We start from the raw sequence: 17,824 nt of genomic DNA, 5'->3' as shown, positions 1-17,824 counted from the left end.
TGGCTGGCTATTCTCGGTCAGCACTCGCTTCCGGTTTTTGTAAAACAAAATAGGCGTATCTCTCATCTTTAACGAGAGCATCATATGGTTTGAGCGAGACGGAGACCGGTCTGAAGCCGACGCTTTCAGCCAGCAACCAAAATTGGTCGATGGAGTAAGTCGTCATATTGGCCAGATTCCGTCGGTATCCCCACTTGTGGCCACGTGTATCTGACTTGTGTGTGGAATATTTGATCTGGATAACAGCCAGCCCGCCTGAGCGTAGATGCTGAAAAGCTATTCTCAAAAGATCAGCCCCGTATTCCTCTGTCGGAATGAGTTCGAAGACATAGGTGCAAATATAGATGTCGACCGGCTGTTTGATCTGCTCCAGTGACTTTTGTGGTTTCTCTACGTCAATGAGCACTGGAGAAAAATGCCTATATCCCACGTCCGACATTCGAGCCGCACATTCCTTGAGGGACGCGGCAGATACATCGACGCCCAGATATTCATTGGCCAGATCCGCAAACTGAACTGCATTCGCACCGCCTCCACAACCCCATTCCAATATCCGGGAGCCTTGCGCGGTTAGGCCGACGGAAGCGGCTGCATCCTGCACAAGCTTTCGATGCGATCGTCCGATTTGCATCCATGCGGCATCGGAGAGGCCGTCGCTTCCCTTCCAGTGGGAATTCGATTTATGATTCTTTGAAGTTTGATCGGCCCAATAGTCCTGGGCATCGGACGCGATCCTGTCGATCGATTGTCTGTAATTCAGTTTTGTCGCTGCATAAGCGACTGAACGTCTGACATATTGCGCTATCGGGGTTACCATTTTTTGCGCCCTCTGTTGTGGCGCGAGAATACCAACAAAGCCTCACAATCCGTAGGTGAAACGGGGGGGTGGAGACTACTCCATTGGTGGTGCGGTACGCGGTGAAATACTAATTTCGGTTCATTGTTTTACACATTTGCGGATGGGCGTTAGGGTGGATGCCGATGAGGGATCAACCAGGCGCGGAGGAATGATGAGCGTTTCAATCAAGACCGGATCGGCGAGCCTCATTTGTGATGGCATCGACAAAGGTGCGGTGGAATACAGCGTGGCCATTCCCGCCGACGGGGCAGATCTGACAAAGCGCGGCAAGTTCTGGGGCAACAAGGATGCGATAGGCGAGGCGATGAAAGCATCGGCTGTTGGCCTCAAATCGCATGAAGGCGATACTTATCCGGTGGCGGTCGAAGAGCTGGATCGTGACGGAGCGGCGCTCTTTACTGTGCTTGCTCCAGCCGACTGATGATTTCTCATCATGGGCTTGGACAAGGCGGATGCGCCTCAATTGATGCCTGAGCGGAACTGGGCATTTAACCGAGCGTTGTCTGACCAAGCAAAAAATATGCAACTATCCCGTGTTTACGGGATATGAAGGCCGTATATGGTGGTGCTAATGTTAAAGCATGTGGAAAATTGGATCGAATATTTATCCTCAAATCCATAATGCTGTCAGGGTGAAAGGTGTTCTTGCCGAACCTTTCTCGCCGAGAGATGTGCGTCGTGTCGCTCCAGGCTGGCCTTACTCCAGATACTTCTCTTTCCTTGCCGAAAACTGCACCGATAATCAGCCGGAAAGCGATGCGCTTTTCGTGCGGGTGGGGCGTGGGCAATACCATCTGAACGATAAGGCCGCCGAGTCGCATATGTCCGATTACGGACAGTTGGCAGACCTAAGCCACTAAAGCGCATCCGTTACAATGGGTTGGGGAGATCGGGCAGGCTCCAGTTGCAAAAAATTGCAACTGGCAGCGTGACGGTGCATAATCGCGGACATGAGAGAATCGTACAAAAAGCCCGATTATGAACAGGAGCTGCGCCAGGCAGGGGTCCGTATCACGCGGCCGCGCCGGATCATCCTGGACATACTGACCGAGACTGAAGATCATCCTGACGCGCTCGAGATTTTTCGCCGGGCAGTCGAGATCGACAGCAGCATCTCGCTTTCGACGGTTTACCGCACGATGAAGCTTCTCGAAGAGCGCGGCGCTATTCACCGGCATGCCTTTGCCGGAGGGCCGTCGCGTTTCGAACAGGCGAGCGGTGCGCATCACGATCACATCATCGATATGGACTCCGGAGATGTGGTGGAGTTTCGCTCTGACAAGATCGAAAAACTGCAGGAAGAAATCGCCCGTTCGCTCGGCTATGAGATCGTGCATCACCGGCTCGAACTTTATTGCAAAAAAATCGGAAACTGACGGAACCAAGTTTCATCTGTGACGTTAAGCGCGCATGAAGGTCGTGACCCCGCCCCCACAACACGACCTTCAGAGTTCGCCTCAACCTCCCCGCACGAGGCGAGCGGCGAGAATGCCGCGCTGACGTCAAACGTTATGCCGCTGGCGTTCCGCAAATTCAGAGCAAGCCGCCGTGGTTCAGGCTCAGGTCTGACCATGGCGGCTTTTTTTGTGGCTGGTGAGGGCGTTATCGATCCTGATCAGGCGTCAAACTGCTCTGTGGGAATGATGAGCGAATAAACCGCGCCAGTTCCGTCGATGCGATAATCGGCATGACCGTTGACGGAGGCGGGAACGATGCGCTGCAGCACGGCACTGCCAAAGCGCGGATCGTGCTCAAAAACCTCCGGCATTGCAGGATTGGTTTCTTCCCAGTGGAATTCCAGCCTGTCATCGCCGCTGGCCACATGGGCAACCTTCGCCGAAATCTTCACCCGACCATAGGGTATCGAAAGACCGCCGAAAGAGGTCGCATTGACCACCAGTTCATGTAGCGCAAGGCCGACATGCAACGCGGCACCGGGGAAAAGATAGGGATTGTCGCCCTCAATGGTCAGGCGTTCGTCATTGACGTCGATGTATTTCTCGACCTGCGAATACACGAGATCGCGAAACAGCGCGCCGCGCCAGTTGGAATCGGTCACCAGATCCTGCGAATAGGAAAGGGACTGGATGCGCCCGCGGAATTTCAGCAGGAAATCGTCGATGGAATCGGTGAAACGCGCCGTTTGGCTGGCGATGCTCTGCACGATGGCGAGAAGATTTTTGGAGCGGTGGCTGACCTCGCGCAACAGTGTCTTCAACACCTGCTCGCGTCGTTTCAGTTCGCTGATTTCAATAGCGGTGGTGACGAGTCCCAGTATATTGCCGTTCTCGTCGCGATCGCAGTCGATGTGAAATTCGATCCAGCGCAGCTTGTCGCCGTCATTGACGGCAAGTTCCACATTCTGCGCTTCACCGGTATCCAGGGCCGCACGCTTGGCGCCGTCGAGCTTGTGCAAGGCTGCGGAGAAGATGAAATCGCAGTCGTTTCCGCCGACTTTCCACTTTTCCTGCCAGTAGAGGGGGATATTTTCGCCCCACGAATAAACCAGATCGGGCGTTTGGTAGAGCACGCAGACATTGCTGTTGCGGACTGCTCTCAACAGCGCCCGCAGACGGGCCGCGTCGGGTTCGGTTTCCTGTAGGGTGAATTTTGTGCCAGCGGTCATATTTGCCCCGATTGTCCCGCAACTGAACTCAGAGCAGTTCCAGTAAAAGTGCGAAGCGGTTTTGCGTAGCAGAATGCGACGAAACAAATATCTAGATCGCCCATTGGCAAAACGGCAAAAACTCCGGGAATACTGAACGGAAATTTGCGTGCCATAACGTCCATTTCATCGACTGTTCGGCGGGTCACGGTCGAGCGATCTTTTTGATCCTTGAACTGGCCCGGATTTTGGAACCGGTAAACCGCCGCATGATAGGATGCGGCGGCCATGTCAATAAGCAGCAATATAGGCTGATATATCTTCAGGTCAAAAACAGCCTTTAATTTAATACCTGCTATGCCTTGCGGATCGCCGAAGCGATGAGCGAAACGACGAGCAGCGCAAGGAATACGAAGAACAGAATCTGCGCTATACCGGCTGAGGCACCAGCGATGCCGCCGAAACCGAGCGCACCTGCCACGAGTGCCACCACAAGAAATACGAGCGCATAATAAAGCATGTCCGGTCTCCTTCTTATTGTGTGCAGGAGAAACGACATCGAAGACGACTTGGTTCCGTAGTTCCGGGAAAATTAAGGCGCTCACAACTCTAAATACTCATGACAGGATGTAAGGCTGCGTGTCTTGAACGGACTTTGAAAACCCCAATGCACCAAAGTCCCGAAAGGTACTCTCTTTCGGGACTTTGGTGGGTGATGCCGGGGCACACTGACACCGGGCTAGGCTGCGACCTGCGAGGCTTCTTCGAAAAAGAGCGCCTGGCTGATCAGTGCTTTCACCATATCCGGATTGAACGGCTTGGTGACGAGGAAGGTTGGTTCCGGGCGTTCGCCTGTCAGCAGGCGTTCCGGAAAAGCGGTGATGAAAATGACAGGAATCGTATCGTTCTGCAGAATTTCATTCACAGCATCGATGCCCGAGCTTCCGTCAGCAAGCTGAATATCGGCCAGCACCATGCGCGGCTTTTCCTGATTATAAAGCGCCAGCGCCTCGTCCTTGGTGCGCGCGATGCCAACGACTTCGTGGCCAAGGCTTTCCACCATCTGCTCGATATCCATCGCGATCAGCGGTTCGTCTTCGATGATCATGATGCGCGTTGCCACCTGACGCGAAATTTCGGTCGATGCAGCCGACAGGATGCGGCTCAGTTCGGCATCGTCCAGCTCGAGAACTTCGGCTGCTTCCTTGTCGGAGAAACCTTCCACAGCCACCAGCAGGAACGCCTGTCGGGGCAGCGGGGCGATATGGGAAAGATTTCTTGCCGCCTGCTGTTCCCATGCAAACTCCGATGTCGGCTCCGGCATGCGAACCGAGGCGGTCTTATAAAGATCGCAGAAAAGGCGATAGAGGCCGATCCGGTCGGACGAAGCACGCGGAAAAATGCTCACATCGGCAATCAGGGCTTCAAGGGCAGCCGCAACATAGGCGTCGCCGGAAGCCTGGGAGCCGGTAAGAGCACGGGAGAAACGACGGAGATAGGGAAGGTGCGGCGCGATACGCGTCGATAACGTCATGGTATTGGAACTCCTCAACTGCCGCTTTCGTTCATTAAATGCACATTGGCGGACAAGGTTTTACGGCCCTCCCACCGATGCTTTGAGCGCAGCATTATGGTACACATAACGGGGCGCTTTGAAAAAAGTTCCGAGATTGGGAGGTGTATTAGGGAACTTTTTGGTAGCCCGTGCATTTCTCGGACAAGCAGGGGCTTAGATTAATAGGGTAGGGCAATCAGCCCGGAACGATCAAGATATGGCAGAAAAAGAAAACCTTCACATGAACGGAGCCGGGGTCAGGTCGCCTCGCCGCGTTCAGAAGGATATATTAGGACCAAATTGTGAAGTCGGATTGAAATTAAAGGCACTGTACACCTCGATACAGGATGAGACGATTCCGGATCGCTTCCTTGATCTTCTCGAAAAACTCGATCAGGCTGAACAGGAGAGTATGCGTGAACACAGCACCCGGTCCGTCGGTTGAGAGTAATGCACAGTTCAAGCGAGAGCTCCTGTCATCGCTGTCGAGCTTGCGCGCCTTTGCGGTGTCGCTTATAGGCCAGCATGACAAGGCGGATGATCTCGTTCAAGATACGATTATGAAAGCATGGGCCAAGCAGGAGTCCTTTGAAATGGGGACGAATATGAAGGCTTGGCTCTTTACCATCCTGCGTAACGAGTTTTACACGCAGATGCGCAAGCGCGGTCGCGAGATCCAGGATACGGATGGCGTGTTCAGCGAACAGCTTGCCGTGCATCCCTCGCAATATGGCTCGCTCGATCTGCAGGATTTCCGAGCGGCACTGGAGCAATTGCCTGATGATCAACGCGAAGCGATCATTCTGATCGGGGCTTCGGGTTTTGCTTATGAGGAAGCTGCGGAAATCTGTGGCTGTGCCGTTGGGACGATCAAGAGCCGTGTCAGCCGTGCCCGTACGCGCTTGCAGGAAATCCTCAAGATCGAAGGCGAAAGCGATTACGGCCCGGACGCCGATTCATCGCGGGCAACCTTGAGAAGCTTTGCATAGTGCATGATGGATTTTGCCCTCTTCCCGGTGGGGAGGGGGCTTATGTTACGAGAGCATTTGCTGTTTTGCCGAATCATTGGAGTTGCTCTTTTTACGCATGTTTTCATTTCGAAACCGGCAGCACTTTCGGAAGGCATGCTCTAACGTCTCAATCCAACGCGTGTTTTTGCCCGCAACGATTGCTTTTTATCTCCAGTCACTTGTAGGTTAGCGCCTGCTGATATTTCTTGTCGGCAAAGTGATCGTTTGTTTGTGGGTTGCGTCCTTGCCATCAGCCTTGTTGCAAAAACTGCTTCAATCGTCATCGAAGCCGGTTGCGGTTATCGTGTCGCTCGGCCTTGTGCTGTTATCGGCGATCATGACGCTGTTTCTGTCGTCCAGCGTCAACCATCAGGTGGTTGATATTTCCCGCAATTATGCGTTGCGCCAGCAGGTCGACAAGGTGGCCCGCCTTGCCAGCAATATCGAGATGAGCCGTCGCGGCTATCTTCTGACGCTCGACGAGACTTATCTTGATCTCTATCGCAATACGATCCTGAGTGTCGACAAGACGCTGGCCGATCTTGAAGCCCTGACGGACCAGAACCCGCTGCAGGATGCGCGGGTCAAGCAGATACGTGCGCTGGTCGAACGCGAACAGGAAGATGTGCGCCAGACAGTCAATCTTGCCCAGTCGGGTGATGTGGCGGCGGCGGTTGAAAAAGTGCGCGGTGACGAGGGCAAGGTGCTGATGGATCAGCTTGCCAATACGGTCACACAATTCATCGATGCGGAAGAACAGCAACTTCTCGAGCGCAACAAGCGGATCAATCGCATGCGCTACTGGATGACGGCGACGTCGATTGTGGCGCTGGCTTCGGCCGCCATGCTGGCGCTTTTGCTGTTCACCCGCGTTCAGCGTTATGCGCGCTCCATGTTCGAGGGGCAGACGGTGCTGCGTTCCGAAAAGCAGTTGCTGGAACAGCGGGTGCAGGAACGCACTGCCGAGCTTGAGCAGGAGCGCCGCATTGCCGAACGGGAGCGCCAGCGGGTCGAGCTTTTGCTGCAGGACACCAATCACCGCATCGGCAATTCGCTCGCAACGGTTTCATCCTTGCTTGGCCTCCAGATGCGGCAGACGCGCAGCGAGGATGCCCGCGCCGCGCTTGCTGCTGCCCGCGACCGCGTCCAGACCGTGTCGACGGCGCACCGGCGCCTGCGTCTGGGCGAGGATATGGAATCAGCGCGGGTCGACGATTTTCTTGGCACCGTTATCAACGATATCCGAAACGCCATCGGTCAGGACCGCAAGATCGAATTCTCGACCGATTTCGCACCGCTTGATCTGAAGGCGCGCGATGTGACGACAATCGGTATCATACTGGGCGAGCTCGTCACCAACGCCATCAAGCACGCATTCAAGGGCCGTCCGGAAGGGCATATCCGGATCAGCCTCAAGCCGGGCGAAGATGCTATCCCGGTGCTGGTTGTGGAAGACGATGGTGTGGGCTTTGACAAGGACCAGCAGAAATCCGGCGAAAAGAACGGTCTTGGCACGCTGGTTATCGAACAGCTTTGCATGCAGTTCGGCGAAAAGCCAGTTTACTGCAAGACCGATGACGGTGCAGGAACCAAGGTGATTGTTCGCCTGTCGTCGCTGGCCGAAGAGGGCGATGCGCCTGTCGGTAAATAGCCAAATCGGTCGCTGGAAAGAAAACGCCGACCAATAACGGCCGGCGTCTTTAAACTCTGTGAAGCGTTTCAGCTCTGCGGAGGACGCTTCTTCTTATCTGAAAGCAGCGAGACCAGTGCGATTCCGGCAAGCGGCAGGGCGGCAGCAAGTATGGGACGCTTGAGAATGGCAGGCACGGTTGCGATTACTGCCGTTGCCATCATTGCCGACTTGTCCGCCTCGAGTTTCTGCTTGCGCTTCCTGGCTTCTGACACCGCCTGAATTTTCAGAACGGCGAGAATGAGCAGCGCCACGATCAGCGACAATGCAGCGAGAATGAGCGCTGCCAGCGGGCCTCCATAGTTCTGCGCCAGCGCCAGAAAGGCGGCGACACAGAAGAAGGTGATCGCAATGATGGCGAAGATGGCGATTGCTGTGCCGAAAATCGCCGCGCGTTTCGTTTGCCCGGCGACGAATTTCAGTTCCTCGCCTGCCAGCGCAGACAATAGGGGCATGAGAGCTTTCAGCATGGCACGCCTCAGCGGCGCGAGAGCAGGGCCAGCAGATAGCCGACGCCGAGTGCAGTGGCGAGCGAGGCTATCGGACGTTCGCGCACCGTTGCCGTCAGCTGAGCTTCAACATCCTGCGCCTTGTTGCGCAGATCATCGATGACGTCTTCGCCCTGAACATAGGCGCTCTTGTAGGTTTCCTTGGCACCGCGTTTTGCGTCGCGGACGGTCTGCGAACCGAGATTGGCAAGTGTTGCCGCAATGGCAGCGATGTCTTCCTTCAACTGCTCGACCTGAGCCTGAAGGTCTTCCGTGCTGGCATCGGTCAGCGCTTCCTCGATCTTTTCTTCGATCTTGCTCGTTTTCGCGGATGCACGCGCCATATCAGCTCTCCTGTTCATTCTCCGGTTATCGTTCGGATAACGTGCGGCTGGCTTAATGGTTGCACGCAAAGCCATCAGCGGCAACAACACCAGCCGGTTGTTGCAAGTCATGGTAAATGACGAAAAGATGCGGAAGCGCCATTGAGGACGCTTCCGCAAATATCGTGAAGTGTCACTCCGCTTCGCCGTGAAGGATCGTGCCTTCCGGGTCCTTCTTATAGGCTGCGTCCGAATAGGCGGGCTGCGCCTGCAACTGTTCCTTGGTGAATTGCGTGAAGACGTTCACCTTGTCGTCCTTGCCGGAGGCAACGTCGAGATTGGCGATGGAAACGGCGACGGGTTTGGAGTTGATGCCAAGGAAACCGCCCACATCGACGACGAATGCCTCGGTCTGTCCGTCGGCGGACATCAGGACGTCGCCCACTGTTCCGATCTTCGTTTCATCTGCGCCGAAAACGGTTGCGCCGATCAGCTTGTCCGCGCTTAGCCCCTCGGAGGGAACAGGCTTCATGCCTTCAGGCATGACCCTGTCGGCCTTCTGGGTGGTGATCGTCTTATCGGCGGCTGGAGGTTCTGTACGTGGCGCGCCATCCGCTTCGAAAGCTGCGCTGCGATCAAATGCGGGTGCTTTTTCAAGCTGTTCCTTGGTGGCATCCACGATCAGCCAGCGCTTGCCGTTATCGCGAACCACCCATGACAGATGGTCGAAACCGATTGCGACATTCTTTTCCCCGACACCGAGAAAACCGCCGACGCCGATGACGACCGCCTGCGGGCTGCCATCAGCACCGAGCATCATGTCATTGACCGTGCCGATATTGGCCGCATCGTTGGAAGGGCCGTTATAAACTGCCTGTCCGACAAAGCCCGACACCAGAAGCTGGCCGGGCGATGCCACGAAATATCCGTTCTCGCTGGCGACCGGTCTTTCCTGTTTCTCGTCGGAGAAAATTGGTGATCCATCCTGAGCGAAAGCGGGCAGGGCGATCAGCGCGGCAAGGGCCGTGGAGGCGAGAAGTCTTTTCATGGAAACTCCTGTCGGTAATTAAGGCAAACCGAAGGCGAGAGGCAATCTCGCCGTCAACAGGAGAAAAAACGAGGGGAAACGCTTTCCGTTCCGCTCAAAGTCTGTGTTATTCTAGCGTCAGAATTGTGAAACTCATGTCGTCGCAGTGGCGAAACCGTGGCGAGCGCGCTTTAGAGTTGCAGATCTGCGGTTCAGGCCAGCAGCAGATAAGCCGCACCGGCCAGCATGATAAAGGCCAGTCCTACATGTGTCGGCTTCAATGAACGCTGTTGTACCGGCAGCGGATCGTCATTTCCTGCCATGGCAGTGCGTGCCGCATGTTCAAGCGTCTGGATATCCTTGAGCATCATTGGCATGTCCTCCAGAAATCCGGTCTGAGCGGAACTGCATTTCCTCCCGCGCACCCGGAATTTGTTTTTAGATCCAACCCTCAGGCGCTTCGGTTAACCATATCAGTTCTGATTTGGCGTGAATGTGCAACTGGCAAAAAGTTGAGAGCCGAAAAATGTTCGCATATCCTTGGACTGCGGGACGAAATCGCCTCGAAAATGAAAACATGACTTGCGCCATCATATTATTGGGAGTTAAGAAGAGGCCCAACAAGCGGTGCGACGGCCTGCATGAGGGTTTAGTCATGTGCGCGCGGATTTGAACAATCAAAAGGCGATCAAAATGACTGGTTTCTGGCGAAAAGGCTTCATGGCTGCGGCGATGGGCATCGGCTTGCTGGGTGCGGCTTCTGCATTGGCCCAGGATGTATCCCCCTCGACGAATGCCCCGGCGGCCCCCACGGCGGAAGCACCTTCCAGCCCGGCTCCAGCCAATACAGCGCCTGCGAACGAACCGGGAGCGCCAGCTCCCGCAGCGACCGCCCCGGCTGCGGCACCTTCTCCTGAGTTGATCCAGTCCCAGACCACTGCGTCTGCTGCCGCACCTGTCGAAAGCGAGAACGGTCTGATCCTCCCACACGATCTGTCGCCATGGGGAATGTTCATGGCTGCCGACTGGGTCGTGAAGGCCGTGATGATCGGTCTGGCGATCGCTTCGCTGGCCACCTGGACGATCTGGGTTGCCAAATCGCTTGAACTGGCCGGTGCGCGCCGCCGTGCAACCAAGGCATTGAAGATTATCGGCCATTCGGCAACGCTTGCCGAAGCCGTCCGTTCGCTGGACGGCGCCAAGGGACCGGGTGCAATCCTCGTCCGCGCCGCAGAAGATGAGGTTCGCCTTTCGGGGCCTGCGCTGGCACGTGCGGGTGGCGAAGGTCTTAAGGAACGCGTTTCTTCACGCCTGTCGCGCATCGAAGCGAAGGCTGGACGTCGCCTTTCCAAGGGCACTGGCCTTCTTGCGACCGTCGGTTCGATTGCGCCTTTCGTCGGTCTGTTCGGCACCGTCTGGGGCATCATGAATTCGTTCATCAATATCAGTCAGGCGCAGACGACAAACCTCGCTGTCGTGGCGCCGGGTATTGCCGAAGCACTGCTCGCGACTGCCATTGGTCTCGTCGCTGCTATCCCCGCCGTGGTTATCTATAACGTGTTCGCCCGTTCCATCACCGGCTACCGCTCGCTGCTCGCCGATGCTTCGGCAGGGGTCGAGCGTCTTGTCAGTCGCGACCTCGATTTCAGGACGGCAGGCGTGCGTGAAGGCACGCTGCACGCAGCGGAGTAGCACCATGGCTGGTAAAGTTCGCGAAAGCGGCGGTGACGATCTCGAGCTGAACCACGAGATCAATGTAACGCCCTTCATCGACGTCATGCTGGTTCTGCTCATCATTTTCATGGTGGCAGCACCGCTGGCTACTGTGGATGTGAAGGTGGATCTGCCTGCCTCGACGGCAGCGCCCGCGCCGCGTCCCGACAAGCCGCTTTATGTGACGCTGAAGGACGATCTCAGCATCAGTGTCGGCAATGACACTGTTGCGCGCGAGCGTCTCGGTGTAGCGCTCGACGGCCTGTCCGAGAAAAACAAGGAAGCCCGCATCTTTCTGCGCGCCGACAAGAATGTCGGCTATGGCGAGTTGATGCGCGTGATGAATCTTCTGCGCGAAGCCGGTTATCTGAAGATTGCGCTGGTCGGTCTTGAAACTGTCGGCGCTGACCAGACCGGAACTGCACCTGCGCAACCGGTCCCCGCCTCGCAAACGCCTGCCGTGCAGGGAGCCGCGCAATGAATGCACTTCCGCCCGACCATCCCCCGGTAAAGGCGGCTTCCGCCGACAACCATCATCATTCCTTCTGGCATGATGCGGGACGTTGGCTCGGTGCGGGCATTCTTGTTCTGACGGTTCATGCGGCCGGTGCCTATGCTATCCATATGGCACAGGAAGACGATCAGCCCGATGGCTCGCAGGTCGCCGCCATGGTGGTGGAACTTGCGCCGGAGCCTGAAGCGCCAATGGAAGAACAGGTTGCGGAAGAAGCCCAGCCTGAAACGGCTGAAGCACCGCAGGAACAGGTTGAGCCGGAACCGACCCCGCAGCCCGAACCGCAGCAGGAAGAGCCGGCACCGCCAGAACCGGAAGAGGTGAAGCCGCCCGAGCCTCAGCCACAGGCTGTTCAGGAGCCGGAAGACGTCGTTCCGGATGTCGTCGAGGCAGAAAAGCCCGAAGTTGCTGTTCCGCTGCCGGTCGAAAAGCCGGAAGTGAAGCCAGAGCCTAAACCGGATCCGAAGCCAGAACCGAAAAAGGTTGAAAAACCGAAGCCGGAAAAGCCGAAGCAGCCCAAGGTCGAAAAGCCCAAGCCCAAGAAGGCTGAAAAGGCACCGGAAACCCGCCAGGCAAGCGCACCGCGCATGGATGTGGACGCGGGTGAGAAGGCTGCCGCGAATCGCCGAGGCGAGAATTCGGCGTCGGCAGGCGTCGCCTCCAACAAATGGCAGGCGAAAATGAACTCTCATATGGCGCGCAACACGCGTTTCATGCAGCGTAAGGCACGCAACGCGAAAGGACGCGTGGTCATCAACTTCGTGATTGATCCTTCCGGCAACGTGCTTTCGGTCAAGTTGGCGGGGTCATCTGGTAATCCAGAGGTTGACCAGCTTGCACTGGAAGCCGCGCGTCGAGCTTCACCTGTGCCCGCGCCGCCAGCAGCAATTGCCAAGGCGCGTATGCCGATCACCTTGCCGCTACTGTTCAAGTAAGCTGGTACAGCAAGCATGATCTGAAAGGCCGGTTTGGATTCAGATCGGCTTTTTCACTTTCTGCCGGATACACATCACTTCACAAGCCCGAAGATCGGGCCATAACCGCCGTGCCAGGATATGTCATTCCGCTCCAGTGCTGGAACGTAGATGCCTGCACCGCCGCCACCGTCCAGAAACAAGGCGTTCGGGCATTTGAGATGGTCTCGAAACAATTTTGCGAAGTCGTGGAAATTGACGGCATCTTCGCTGACCGCGAATCGGATCGCGCTGCCACTGCAAACGCCGACGCCGCTGCGCCGGGTCTTGTCTGTGGAGCCAACGATGAAAATCGGATTGATCCTGTCGCGGATAACCAGCATCGGCCCCGACTGGGTCGCGAGCCGAGGTTTGATCTTTTGTTTTAGGAAACGGTCTGTCGGCAGGATTTCCGCGCCCCTGTCGCCGAGATAAAAGATGCCGTTCGGTTTTTTGTAGAAGTTCGGCACGGGGCCGGAGCGATGGGCGGGCGTCGTCTTGCTTGCCGGGCGAAGCTCGCGGCCGTCTTCGACATAGAGGCCCATTGGCGAAAAATCAGGCTGATACATTCCGGCATTAAGCGCGAAAACCAGCTTTTGCTCACGGCTTGCTGCGGCGTCGGCTACTTTCGAAAAATTGCGATAGGGCTCGTCGTCGGCATTTGTCCAGAACAGATGCAAGCCTGTGCCGTCGGCCTTGGCATCGCAGATGATATAATTTGTATTTTCAAAGGCTTCGCGATTGCAGCTTTCCGTACGGCCGGGCTGGGTCAGGGCCACCATCGCTGCAGACATTATGGCGACAGCGAACAAGCCTCGCTTGGGAAGAATCATCGATGCACAGCTTTCCAGTCCGAATTTGCTATTCGGATGACAGTGCCACAGCGGGCAGCAGGCGAGAAGCCTTGCGTGCTGGCAGGAAGCCGAAGATCAAGCCGGTGGCGAAAGCGCAGGCGAAGGCCAGCAGGACGGGGCCGACGCTGTAGCCGACCGAGAGGCCGGCCCAGCCCGCGATGGCGGCGGCGCCCAGCCCGATCACGACGCCAAATGCACCGCCGATGGCCGACACGGTCAGCGCCTCGGTGATGAACTGCAGCAGGATATCGCGCCGCCGTGCACCCGTCGCCATCCGTACGCCGATCTCGCGGGTGCGCTCGGTCACGCTCACCAGCATGATGTTCATGACGCCGATGCCGCCGACCAGAAGCGAGATCGCGGCCACGGATCCCAGAAACAGCGTCATCGTGTTGCCCATCGCCGTCGCGTCCTCGCGGATGGAGGACATGTTGGTTATCATCGTGTCGCGCTTCTTGTGACGCTGGTCGAGCAGGTCCTGAATCTGTTCCTGCGTTGTGTTGATGAGGTCGGAATCCTTCACCTGCACGGTGATGGTGCGCACATATTTCTGGCCGAACAGCCGCAGATTGCCGGTCGAGAGCGGTACGATCACCACATCGTCCTGATCCGAGCCGCCGAAACCGGCGCCCTTCGGTTCCAGTGTTCCGATCACCTGGAATGGAATCTTCTGGATCAGGATATATTGGCCGATCGGATTGCTGCCGTCGGGAAACAGCGTCTTGACGACCGTGGTGCCGAGTACTGCGACGGGCGCATAATTGTCCATATCGCTCTGGCTGATGAAATCACCTGTCGCGACCTTCCACGATTTGGCTTCCGAGAAGGCAGGGACAGTCCCGTTTGCCTGCGACTGGTAGTCGACATTGCCACGCCGCAGCGTCACCGTGCCGGTGACTTCCGGGACAGCGGTTCTGATGTTCGGCAGTTCCAGAATGGCGGTGGCGTCTTCGGGGATCAGCGTTGCTATCTGGCCAGTCCCGCGAAAACCCGCCATAGACGGGCGCACCAGAATGAGATCGGTGCCCATGGCATTGATGCGGTCGAGAATGGAGTTTTGCGCGCCGGTGCCGATGGCGAGCATCGTCACCACGGAGCTGACGCCGATGATGATGCCGAGCAAGGTGAGGACGGTTCGGAAGATATTGGCCCGCAAGGCACGCATTGCCATCTTCACCGCTTCCGAAATGTCGGCGATGCGGGCGGAATTGCCTTCAAGGCTCTTCTGCAGTCGGAACGGGGCCTGTGTATCGGGAATGGCGCGCTTTACGGTGTCGGAGAGTATCTGGCCGTCACGGATTTCGATCAGCCGGTCGGCGCGTTCGGCCACCTCGCGGGCATGCGTGATGACGATGACCGTGTGCCCCTGCTGGTGCATGGAGCGCAGCAGCTCCATCACGTCCTCGCCGCTCTGGCTGTCGAGTGCGCCGGTCGGTTCGTCGGCGAGGATGATGCGCCCGCCATTCATGAGGGCGCGGGCGATGGAAACGCGCTGTTGCTGGCCGCCGGAAAGCTGGTTCGGACGATGATCGAGGCGGTCGCCGAGTTTCAGCGAGTTGAGCAGTTCAGCGGCACGCGCATGGCGCTCCGATGCGGGCAGGCCCGCATAGATCGCGGGCACTTCGACGTTTTCCTGTGCCGTTGAGGTCGAGATGAGGTTGTAGCTCTGGAAGACGAAGCCGAAAGTGCGGCGGCGCAACGTTGCCAACGCGTCGGCGTCCAGTGTCGAGACGTCCTCGCCATCGAGCAGATATTGCCCGCCGCTCGGGCTGTCGAGACAGCCCAGAATGTTCATCAGCGTCGATTTGCCGGAACCGGACGCGCCCATGATCGCGACGAATTCGCCGGCCTGAATATCGAGCGTGATGCCATGCAGCACCTCAACGGCAAGGTCACCATTGTGATAGGTCTTGCGGATATCATCCAGCCTGATGAGTGGTGTGTCGGTCATAGGACTGTCGGACATGGGGCGGTTCATCAAAACAGACGCATGCCGGGCCGGCGGCCACGCTGTCCTGCGGCAGCTTCAGCTCCGCTGGAAGCGCTGGTAACGACGACCTTGTCGCCTTCCTCAAGACCGCTCTTGATCTCGGTCTGCACGCGATTGCGCACGCCGATCTGAACCTGGCGCTCAGTGATCGAACCGTTATCGCTCACGACCTTGACCGAAATCTGCGGCTTGCCTTTCTGGTTCTGGGCACCCTCCCGCTTGTAATTCAGCGCTGAAGAGGGGACGACCAATACGTCCTTCGCCTCATCGAGAATGAAATAGACCTGTGTGCTCATATTGATCATCAGTTCGCCGGTCGGGTTGGGGACGTCGAACAGCGCATAATAAAGCACAACATTGTTCTCTGTCGCAGGCGTCGGCTTGATCTGACGCAGTGTGCCGGTAAAACGCTTTTCCGGCTGGCCGAGCAGGGTGAAGTAGACCGGCATACCGGGCTTCAACCTGCCGATGTCAGCCTCCGAAACCTGTGCTTCCACCGTCATGACCTTGAGGTCGGCCACGGTAACGATGGTCGGTGCGCTCTGTACCGCATTCAGCGTTTCGCCTTCCTTGGCGGCCTGATCGACGACCGTGCCTTCCATGGGGCTGTAGATCTTGGTGTAGCCGAAATCGACCTTGTCGCTGGCGAGCTGGGCTTCCTGCTGGCGGATCTGCGCGCCAAGCGCCTTGACGTCGGCATCGGCCATGGCGAGATCGGCATCGGCCTGATCGACCGTGGATTGCGATACGCCGCGCGTGGCCAGCAGCGAGCGCTGGCGCGCCGCATTGGCTTTTTTCAGCGTCAGTTGGGCTTCCTTGCTCAGAAGCTGCGCCTTGAGATTATCGAGCTGGGCGCTTGATATTTCCACCTTCTTTTCGAAAGGCGAAGGGTCGATTTCGGCGATAAGCTGGCCTTGCTTGACCTGATCGCCCACTTCGACCTTCACGCTTTTGAGCTGGCCGGAGACCTGCGCGCCGACATTGATGCTGCGCAGTGCACTGAGCGTCCCGACAGCGGTAATGGCGTTTTCAATATCGCCGCGCGTGACTGTTTCGGCGAGATAGCTCGTTTTCTGGCCGCCCGCTTCGCCCGAGCCGTAAAAATACCAACCCGCGCCAGCCACGATTGCCGCGACGGGAAGCCACAGCCACCAGCGGCGCGCCTTGCTGCGCGCACGCTTTTGCGAAGGTGCCGTTCGCTGCCCGGTTTTGGAAGAATCGGAAGATGTAAGCACCGTCAAACCCTCAAGCTTTCAGAATCTCATTTCGGAGATTTATTGTTATGCCCCGCAAAATTTTCTGCCGCATACAACCAAAGCGAGACAGCCCTTGTCAGCCATGAATTGCTAGCTGGATATCTATGCTTCTCCGCTCAAGATTTCATCTTAATTATTTGTCATGCAACAATTGCCGATGAAACAAAGGCTGGCCGTTTCCCCGTCGCTCTCGGCAGTCCAACACACAGCAAGCAATGAAGCGAGCAAAGTTGGCATAAAGATACAACTTGCAGTTATTCTTTATGAATTTGCCAATGGAAAAACACTGATGTCAGTAATTAAGTGTTCTTAAATTATATCCTGATTGAATAAGATCGGGAAACCACAATCTGAAAGTAGATAAAAGAATTCAGGACGTGATCTGTCTGCGAAAGCGGATGGTCGGCGCATGCATGATGCATGTTGTTTCGAACTGGCATGGAAATAAGGTTTCAATGCTCTTGGACGGGAGGGCAAATGGCTTACCTTATTATGGGGCGAAAAAGGCTTTTATTCGTATCGAACAGGTTTCCGAACTTGTTTCGAAGAATACCTTCGTTGTTGTTTTTCAATCGAAATAAAAGCGGCACGGCAGCGGTCGAATTTGCAATATTGGCACCGGTTTTTCTTTTAATCCTGATGGGGATGATCGCCTTCGGTCTCTATCTTGGGGTTGCCAATGCGGTACAGCAGCTTGCGGCTGATGCGACGCGCACCGCGCTGGCGGGTCTCGACCCGTCGGAACGGCAGACCTTGGCGACCAGCTATATCCAGAAGAACGCGGCAAAATATTCACTGATCGATCCTGCAAAGATGCAGGTGAATGTCGATAATGCACAGTCGGACCCGAACCAGTTCACGGTAACGATCCGCTACAATGCGGAAAATCTGCCGATCTGGAACCTGATGACGGGGCTGCCGCTCCCAGACACGACGATCACAAGGGCATCCACAATAAGACTTGGCGGAATCTGACACGGATTGGGG

At 56.6% G+C, this 17,824-nt stretch carries 22 protein-coding genes; 10 read left to right on the top strand and 12 right to left on the bottom strand.

Annotation, left to right across the window (positions count from 1 at the left end):
- Positions 1–7 precede the first annotated feature (7 nt).
- The gene (locus CQZ93_RS11275) at positions 8–817 is read right to left on the bottom strand and encodes a class I SAM-dependent methyltransferase (protein ID WP_105542633.1); all 810 of its coding nucleotides are present in this window, start codon (positions 815–817) and stop codon (positions 8–10) included.
- A gap of 190 nt (positions 818–1,007) precedes the next feature.
- Between CQZ93_RS11275 and CQZ93_RS11270 the strand changes: the two genes are divergently transcribed.
- The 3 genes from CQZ93_RS11270 (at position 1,008) to CQZ93_RS11260 (ending at position 2,235) form a co-directional block, all read left to right on the top strand.
- On the top strand, positions 1,008–1,280 hold the full coding sequence (locus tag CQZ93_RS11270; protein ID WP_286153109.1) for a hypothetical protein: 273 nt from the start codon (positions 1,008–1,010) through the stop codon (positions 1,278–1,280).
- A 160-nt stretch (positions 1,281–1,440) separates the two neighbouring features.
- A complete protein-coding gene (locus CQZ93_RS26935; RefSeq protein WP_105542631.1) occupies positions 1,441–1,719 on the top strand; it encodes a hypothetical protein in 279 nt (92 codons plus the stop codon).
- Positions 1,720–1,809: 90 nt separating this feature from the next.
- Positions 1,810–2,235: a ferric uptake regulation protein gene (locus tag CQZ93_RS11260; RefSeq protein ID WP_105542630.1), complete on the top strand. Its 426-nt coding sequence runs from the start codon at positions 1,810–1,812 to the stop codon at positions 2,233–2,235.
- 239 nt (positions 2,236–2,474) lie between these two features.
- Here the strand turns inward: CQZ93_RS11260 and CQZ93_RS11255 are convergent, their stop codons facing one another.
- From CQZ93_RS11255 to CQZ93_RS11240, 4 genes are all read right to left on the bottom strand, one after another.
- Positions 2,475–3,485: a sensor histidine kinase gene (locus CQZ93_RS11255; RefSeq protein ID WP_105542629.1), complete on the bottom strand. Its 1,011-nt coding sequence runs from the start codon at positions 3,483–3,485 to the stop codon at positions 2,475–2,477.
- Positions 3,482–3,754, bottom strand: a complete 273-nt coding sequence (locus CQZ93_RS11250) for a hypothetical protein (RefSeq protein ID WP_105542628.1) — start codon at positions 3,752–3,754, stop codon at positions 3,482–3,484. Before CQZ93_RS11250 ends, CQZ93_RS11255 begins: the two co-directional genes overlap by 4 nt.
- A 65-nt stretch (positions 3,755–3,819) precedes the next feature.
- Entirely contained in the window at positions 3,820–3,984 is a 165-nt protein-coding gene (locus tag CQZ93_RS11245; protein WP_007876538.1) for a DUF1328 domain-containing protein, read from the bottom strand.
- Positions 3,985–4,203: 219 nt separating this feature from the next.
- Complete coding sequence (locus tag CQZ93_RS11240) at positions 4,204–4,998, bottom strand: response regulator (RefSeq protein ID WP_105542627.1); 795 nt, start codon at positions 4,996–4,998, stop codon at positions 4,204–4,206.
- A gap of 238 nt (positions 4,999–5,236) precedes the next feature.
- On the opposite strand from CQZ93_RS11240, the gene CQZ93_RS11235 reads away from it, so the two are divergent.
- From CQZ93_RS11235 to CQZ93_RS11225, 3 genes are all read left to right on the top strand, one after another.
- Positions 5,237–5,464 carry a NepR family anti-sigma factor gene (locus CQZ93_RS11235; protein ID WP_105542626.1) on the top strand — a complete coding sequence of 76 codons (228 nt, stop codon included), beginning with the start codon at positions 5,237–5,239 and terminating at the stop codon, positions 5,462–5,464.
- The gene (locus CQZ93_RS11230; protein ID WP_105542625.1) at positions 5,436–6,008 is read left to right on the top strand and encodes an RNA polymerase sigma factor; all 573 of its coding nucleotides are present in this window, start codon (positions 5,436–5,438) and stop codon (positions 6,006–6,008) included. The genes CQZ93_RS11235 and CQZ93_RS11230 overlap by 29 nt, the downstream gene beginning before the upstream one ends.
- Before the next feature lie 265 nt (positions 6,009–6,273).
- On the top strand, positions 6,274–7,680 hold the full coding sequence (locus tag CQZ93_RS11225; protein WP_105543276.1) for a sensor histidine kinase: 1,407 nt from the start codon (positions 6,274–6,276) through the stop codon (positions 7,678–7,680).
- Positions 7,681–7,748: 68 nt separating this feature from the next.
- Here the strand turns inward: CQZ93_RS11225 and CQZ93_RS11220 are convergent, their stop codons facing one another.
- The 4 genes from CQZ93_RS11220 to CQZ93_RS26645 form a co-directional block, all read right to left on the bottom strand.
- On the bottom strand, positions 7,749–8,189 hold the full coding sequence (locus CQZ93_RS11220; protein ID WP_105542624.1) for a hypothetical protein: 441 nt from the start codon (positions 8,187–8,189) through the stop codon (positions 7,749–7,751).
- An 8-nt stretch (positions 8,190–8,197) separates the two neighbouring features.
- Positions 8,198–8,551: an ElaB/YgaM/YqjD family protein gene (locus tag CQZ93_RS11215; protein WP_105542623.1), complete on the bottom strand. Its 354-nt coding sequence runs from the start codon at positions 8,549–8,551 to the stop codon at positions 8,198–8,200.
- 172 nt (positions 8,552–8,723) lie between these two features.
- A complete protein-coding gene (locus CQZ93_RS11210; RefSeq protein ID WP_105542622.1) occupies positions 8,724–9,578 on the bottom strand; it encodes a PRC-barrel domain-containing protein in 855 nt (284 codons plus the stop codon).
- A gap of 191 nt (positions 9,579–9,769) precedes the next feature.
- A complete protein-coding gene (locus CQZ93_RS26645; protein WP_167522198.1) occupies positions 9,770–9,928 on the bottom strand; it encodes a hypothetical protein in 159 nt (52 codons plus the stop codon).
- Between the two features lie 286 nt (positions 9,929–10,214).
- Here CQZ93_RS26645 and exbB point away from each other — a divergent pair, with 286 nt between their 5' ends.
- Genes exbB through CQZ93_RS11195 form a run of 3 tightly spaced genes read left to right on the top strand, consistent with a single transcriptional unit; the run spans position 10,215 to position 12,719 of the window.
- The gene (gene exbB / locus CQZ93_RS11205; RefSeq protein ID WP_105542621.1) at positions 10,215–11,249 is read left to right on the top strand and encodes a tonB-system energizer ExbB; all 1,035 of its coding nucleotides are present in this window, start codon (positions 10,215–10,217) and stop codon (positions 11,247–11,249) included.
- Between the two features lie 4 nt (positions 11,250–11,253).
- The gene (gene exbD, locus CQZ93_RS11200) at positions 11,254–11,751 is read left to right on the top strand and encodes a TonB system transport protein ExbD (RefSeq protein WP_105542620.1); all 498 of its coding nucleotides are present in this window, start codon (positions 11,254–11,256) and stop codon (positions 11,749–11,751) included.
- Complete coding sequence (locus CQZ93_RS11195) at positions 11,748–12,719, top strand: energy transducer TonB family protein (RefSeq protein ID WP_105542619.1); 972 nt, start codon at positions 11,748–11,750, stop codon at positions 12,717–12,719. Before exbD ends, CQZ93_RS11195 begins: the two co-directional genes overlap by 4 nt.
- Positions 12,720–12,793: 74 nt before the next feature.
- On the opposite strand, the gene CQZ93_RS11190 is transcribed toward CQZ93_RS11195, so the two are convergent.
- From CQZ93_RS11190 to CQZ93_RS11180, 3 genes are read right to left on the bottom strand one after another with little or no spacing between them, the layout of a single operon-like run.
- Entirely contained in the window at positions 12,794–13,570 is a 777-nt protein-coding gene (locus CQZ93_RS11190) for a phosphodiester glycosidase family protein (RefSeq protein WP_105542618.1), read from the bottom strand.
- 28 nt (positions 13,571–13,598) lie between these two features.
- On the bottom strand, positions 13,599–15,542 hold the full coding sequence (locus CQZ93_RS11185; protein WP_181153380.1) for a MacB family efflux pump subunit: 1,944 nt from the start codon (positions 15,540–15,542) through the stop codon (positions 13,599–13,601).
- Between the two features lie 26 nt (positions 15,543–15,568).
- Entirely contained in the window at positions 15,569–16,816 is a 1,248-nt protein-coding gene (locus CQZ93_RS11180; protein WP_105543275.1) for an efflux RND transporter periplasmic adaptor subunit, read from the bottom strand.
- A gap of 579 nt (positions 16,817–17,395) precedes the next feature.
- On the opposite strand from CQZ93_RS11180, the gene CQZ93_RS11175 reads away from it, so the two are divergent.
- Entirely contained in the window at positions 17,396–17,812 is a 417-nt protein-coding gene (locus CQZ93_RS11175) for a TadE/TadG family type IV pilus assembly protein (protein ID WP_422616085.1), read from the top strand.
- Positions 17,813–17,824: the final 12 nt, after the last annotated feature.

This window comes from Ochrobactrum vermis (assembly GCF_002975205.1).
GTDB lineage: Bacteria > Pseudomonadota > Alphaproteobacteria > Rhizobiales > Rhizobiaceae > Brucella > Brucella vermis.
Note: the sequence above shows the minus strand (reverse complement) of the source record. Positions and strands in the feature narration are given on the sequence as shown.

Bases quoted from the DNA above. Each gene is read 5' to 3' on its own strand.
- CQZ93_RS11255 (WP_105542629.1), bottom strand. From the start codon at position 3,485: ATGACCGCTGGCACAAAATTCACCCTACAGGAAACCGAACCCGACGCG.
- CQZ93_RS11235 (WP_105542626.1), top strand. From the start codon at position 5,237: ATGGCAGAAAAAGAAAACCTTCACATGAACGGAGCCGGGGTCAGGTCG.
- CQZ93_RS11245 (WP_007876538.1), bottom strand. From the start codon at position 3,984: ATGCTTTATTATGCGCTCGTATTTCTTGTGGTGGCACTCGTGGCAGGT.
- CQZ93_RS11275 (WP_105542633.1), bottom strand. From the start codon at position 817: ATGGTAACCCCGATAGCGCAATATGTCAGACGTTCAGTCGCTTATGCA.
- CQZ93_RS11195 (WP_105542619.1), top strand. From the start codon at position 11,748: ATGAATGCACTTCCGCCCGACCATCCCCCGGTAAAGGCGGCTTCCGCC.
- CQZ93_RS11250 (WP_105542628.1), bottom strand. From the start codon at position 3,754: ATGGCCGCCGCATCCTATCATGCGGCGGTTTACCGGTTCCAAAATCCG.
- exbD (WP_105542620.1), top strand. From the start codon at position 11,254: ATGGCTGGTAAAGTTCGCGAAAGCGGCGGTGACGATCTCGAGCTGAAC.
- CQZ93_RS11185 (WP_181153380.1), bottom strand. From the start codon at position 15,542: ATGACCGACACACCACTCATCAGGCTGGATGATATCCGCAAGACCTAT.
- CQZ93_RS26645 (WP_167522198.1), bottom strand. From the start codon at position 9,928: ATGATGCTCAAGGATATCCAGACGCTTGAACATGCGGCACGCACTGCC.
- CQZ93_RS11215 (WP_105542623.1), bottom strand. From the start codon at position 8,551: ATGGCGCGTGCATCCGCGAAAACGAGCAAGATCGAAGAAAAGATCGAG.
- CQZ93_RS11220 (WP_105542624.1), bottom strand. From the start codon at position 8,189: ATGCTGAAAGCTCTCATGCCCCTATTGTCTGCGCTGGCAGGCGAGGAA.
- CQZ93_RS11270 (WP_286153109.1), top strand. From the start codon at position 1,008: ATGATGAGCGTTTCAATCAAGACCGGATCGGCGAGCCTCATTTGTGAT.
- CQZ93_RS26935 (WP_105542631.1), top strand. From the start codon at position 1,441: ATGTGGAAAATTGGATCGAATATTTATCCTCAAATCCATAATGCTGTC.
- CQZ93_RS11260 (WP_105542630.1), top strand. From the start codon at position 1,810: ATGAGAGAATCGTACAAAAAGCCCGATTATGAACAGGAGCTGCGCCAG.
- CQZ93_RS11240 (WP_105542627.1), bottom strand. From the start codon at position 4,998: ATGACGTTATCGACGCGTATCGCGCCGCACCTTCCCTATCTCCGTCGT.
- CQZ93_RS11210 (WP_105542622.1), bottom strand. From the start codon at position 9,578: ATGAAAAGACTTCTCGCCTCCACGGCCCTTGCCGCGCTGATCGCCCTG.
- CQZ93_RS11190 (WP_105542618.1), bottom strand. From the start codon at position 13,570: ATGATTCTTCCCAAGCGAGGCTTGTTCGCTGTCGCCATAATGTCTGCA.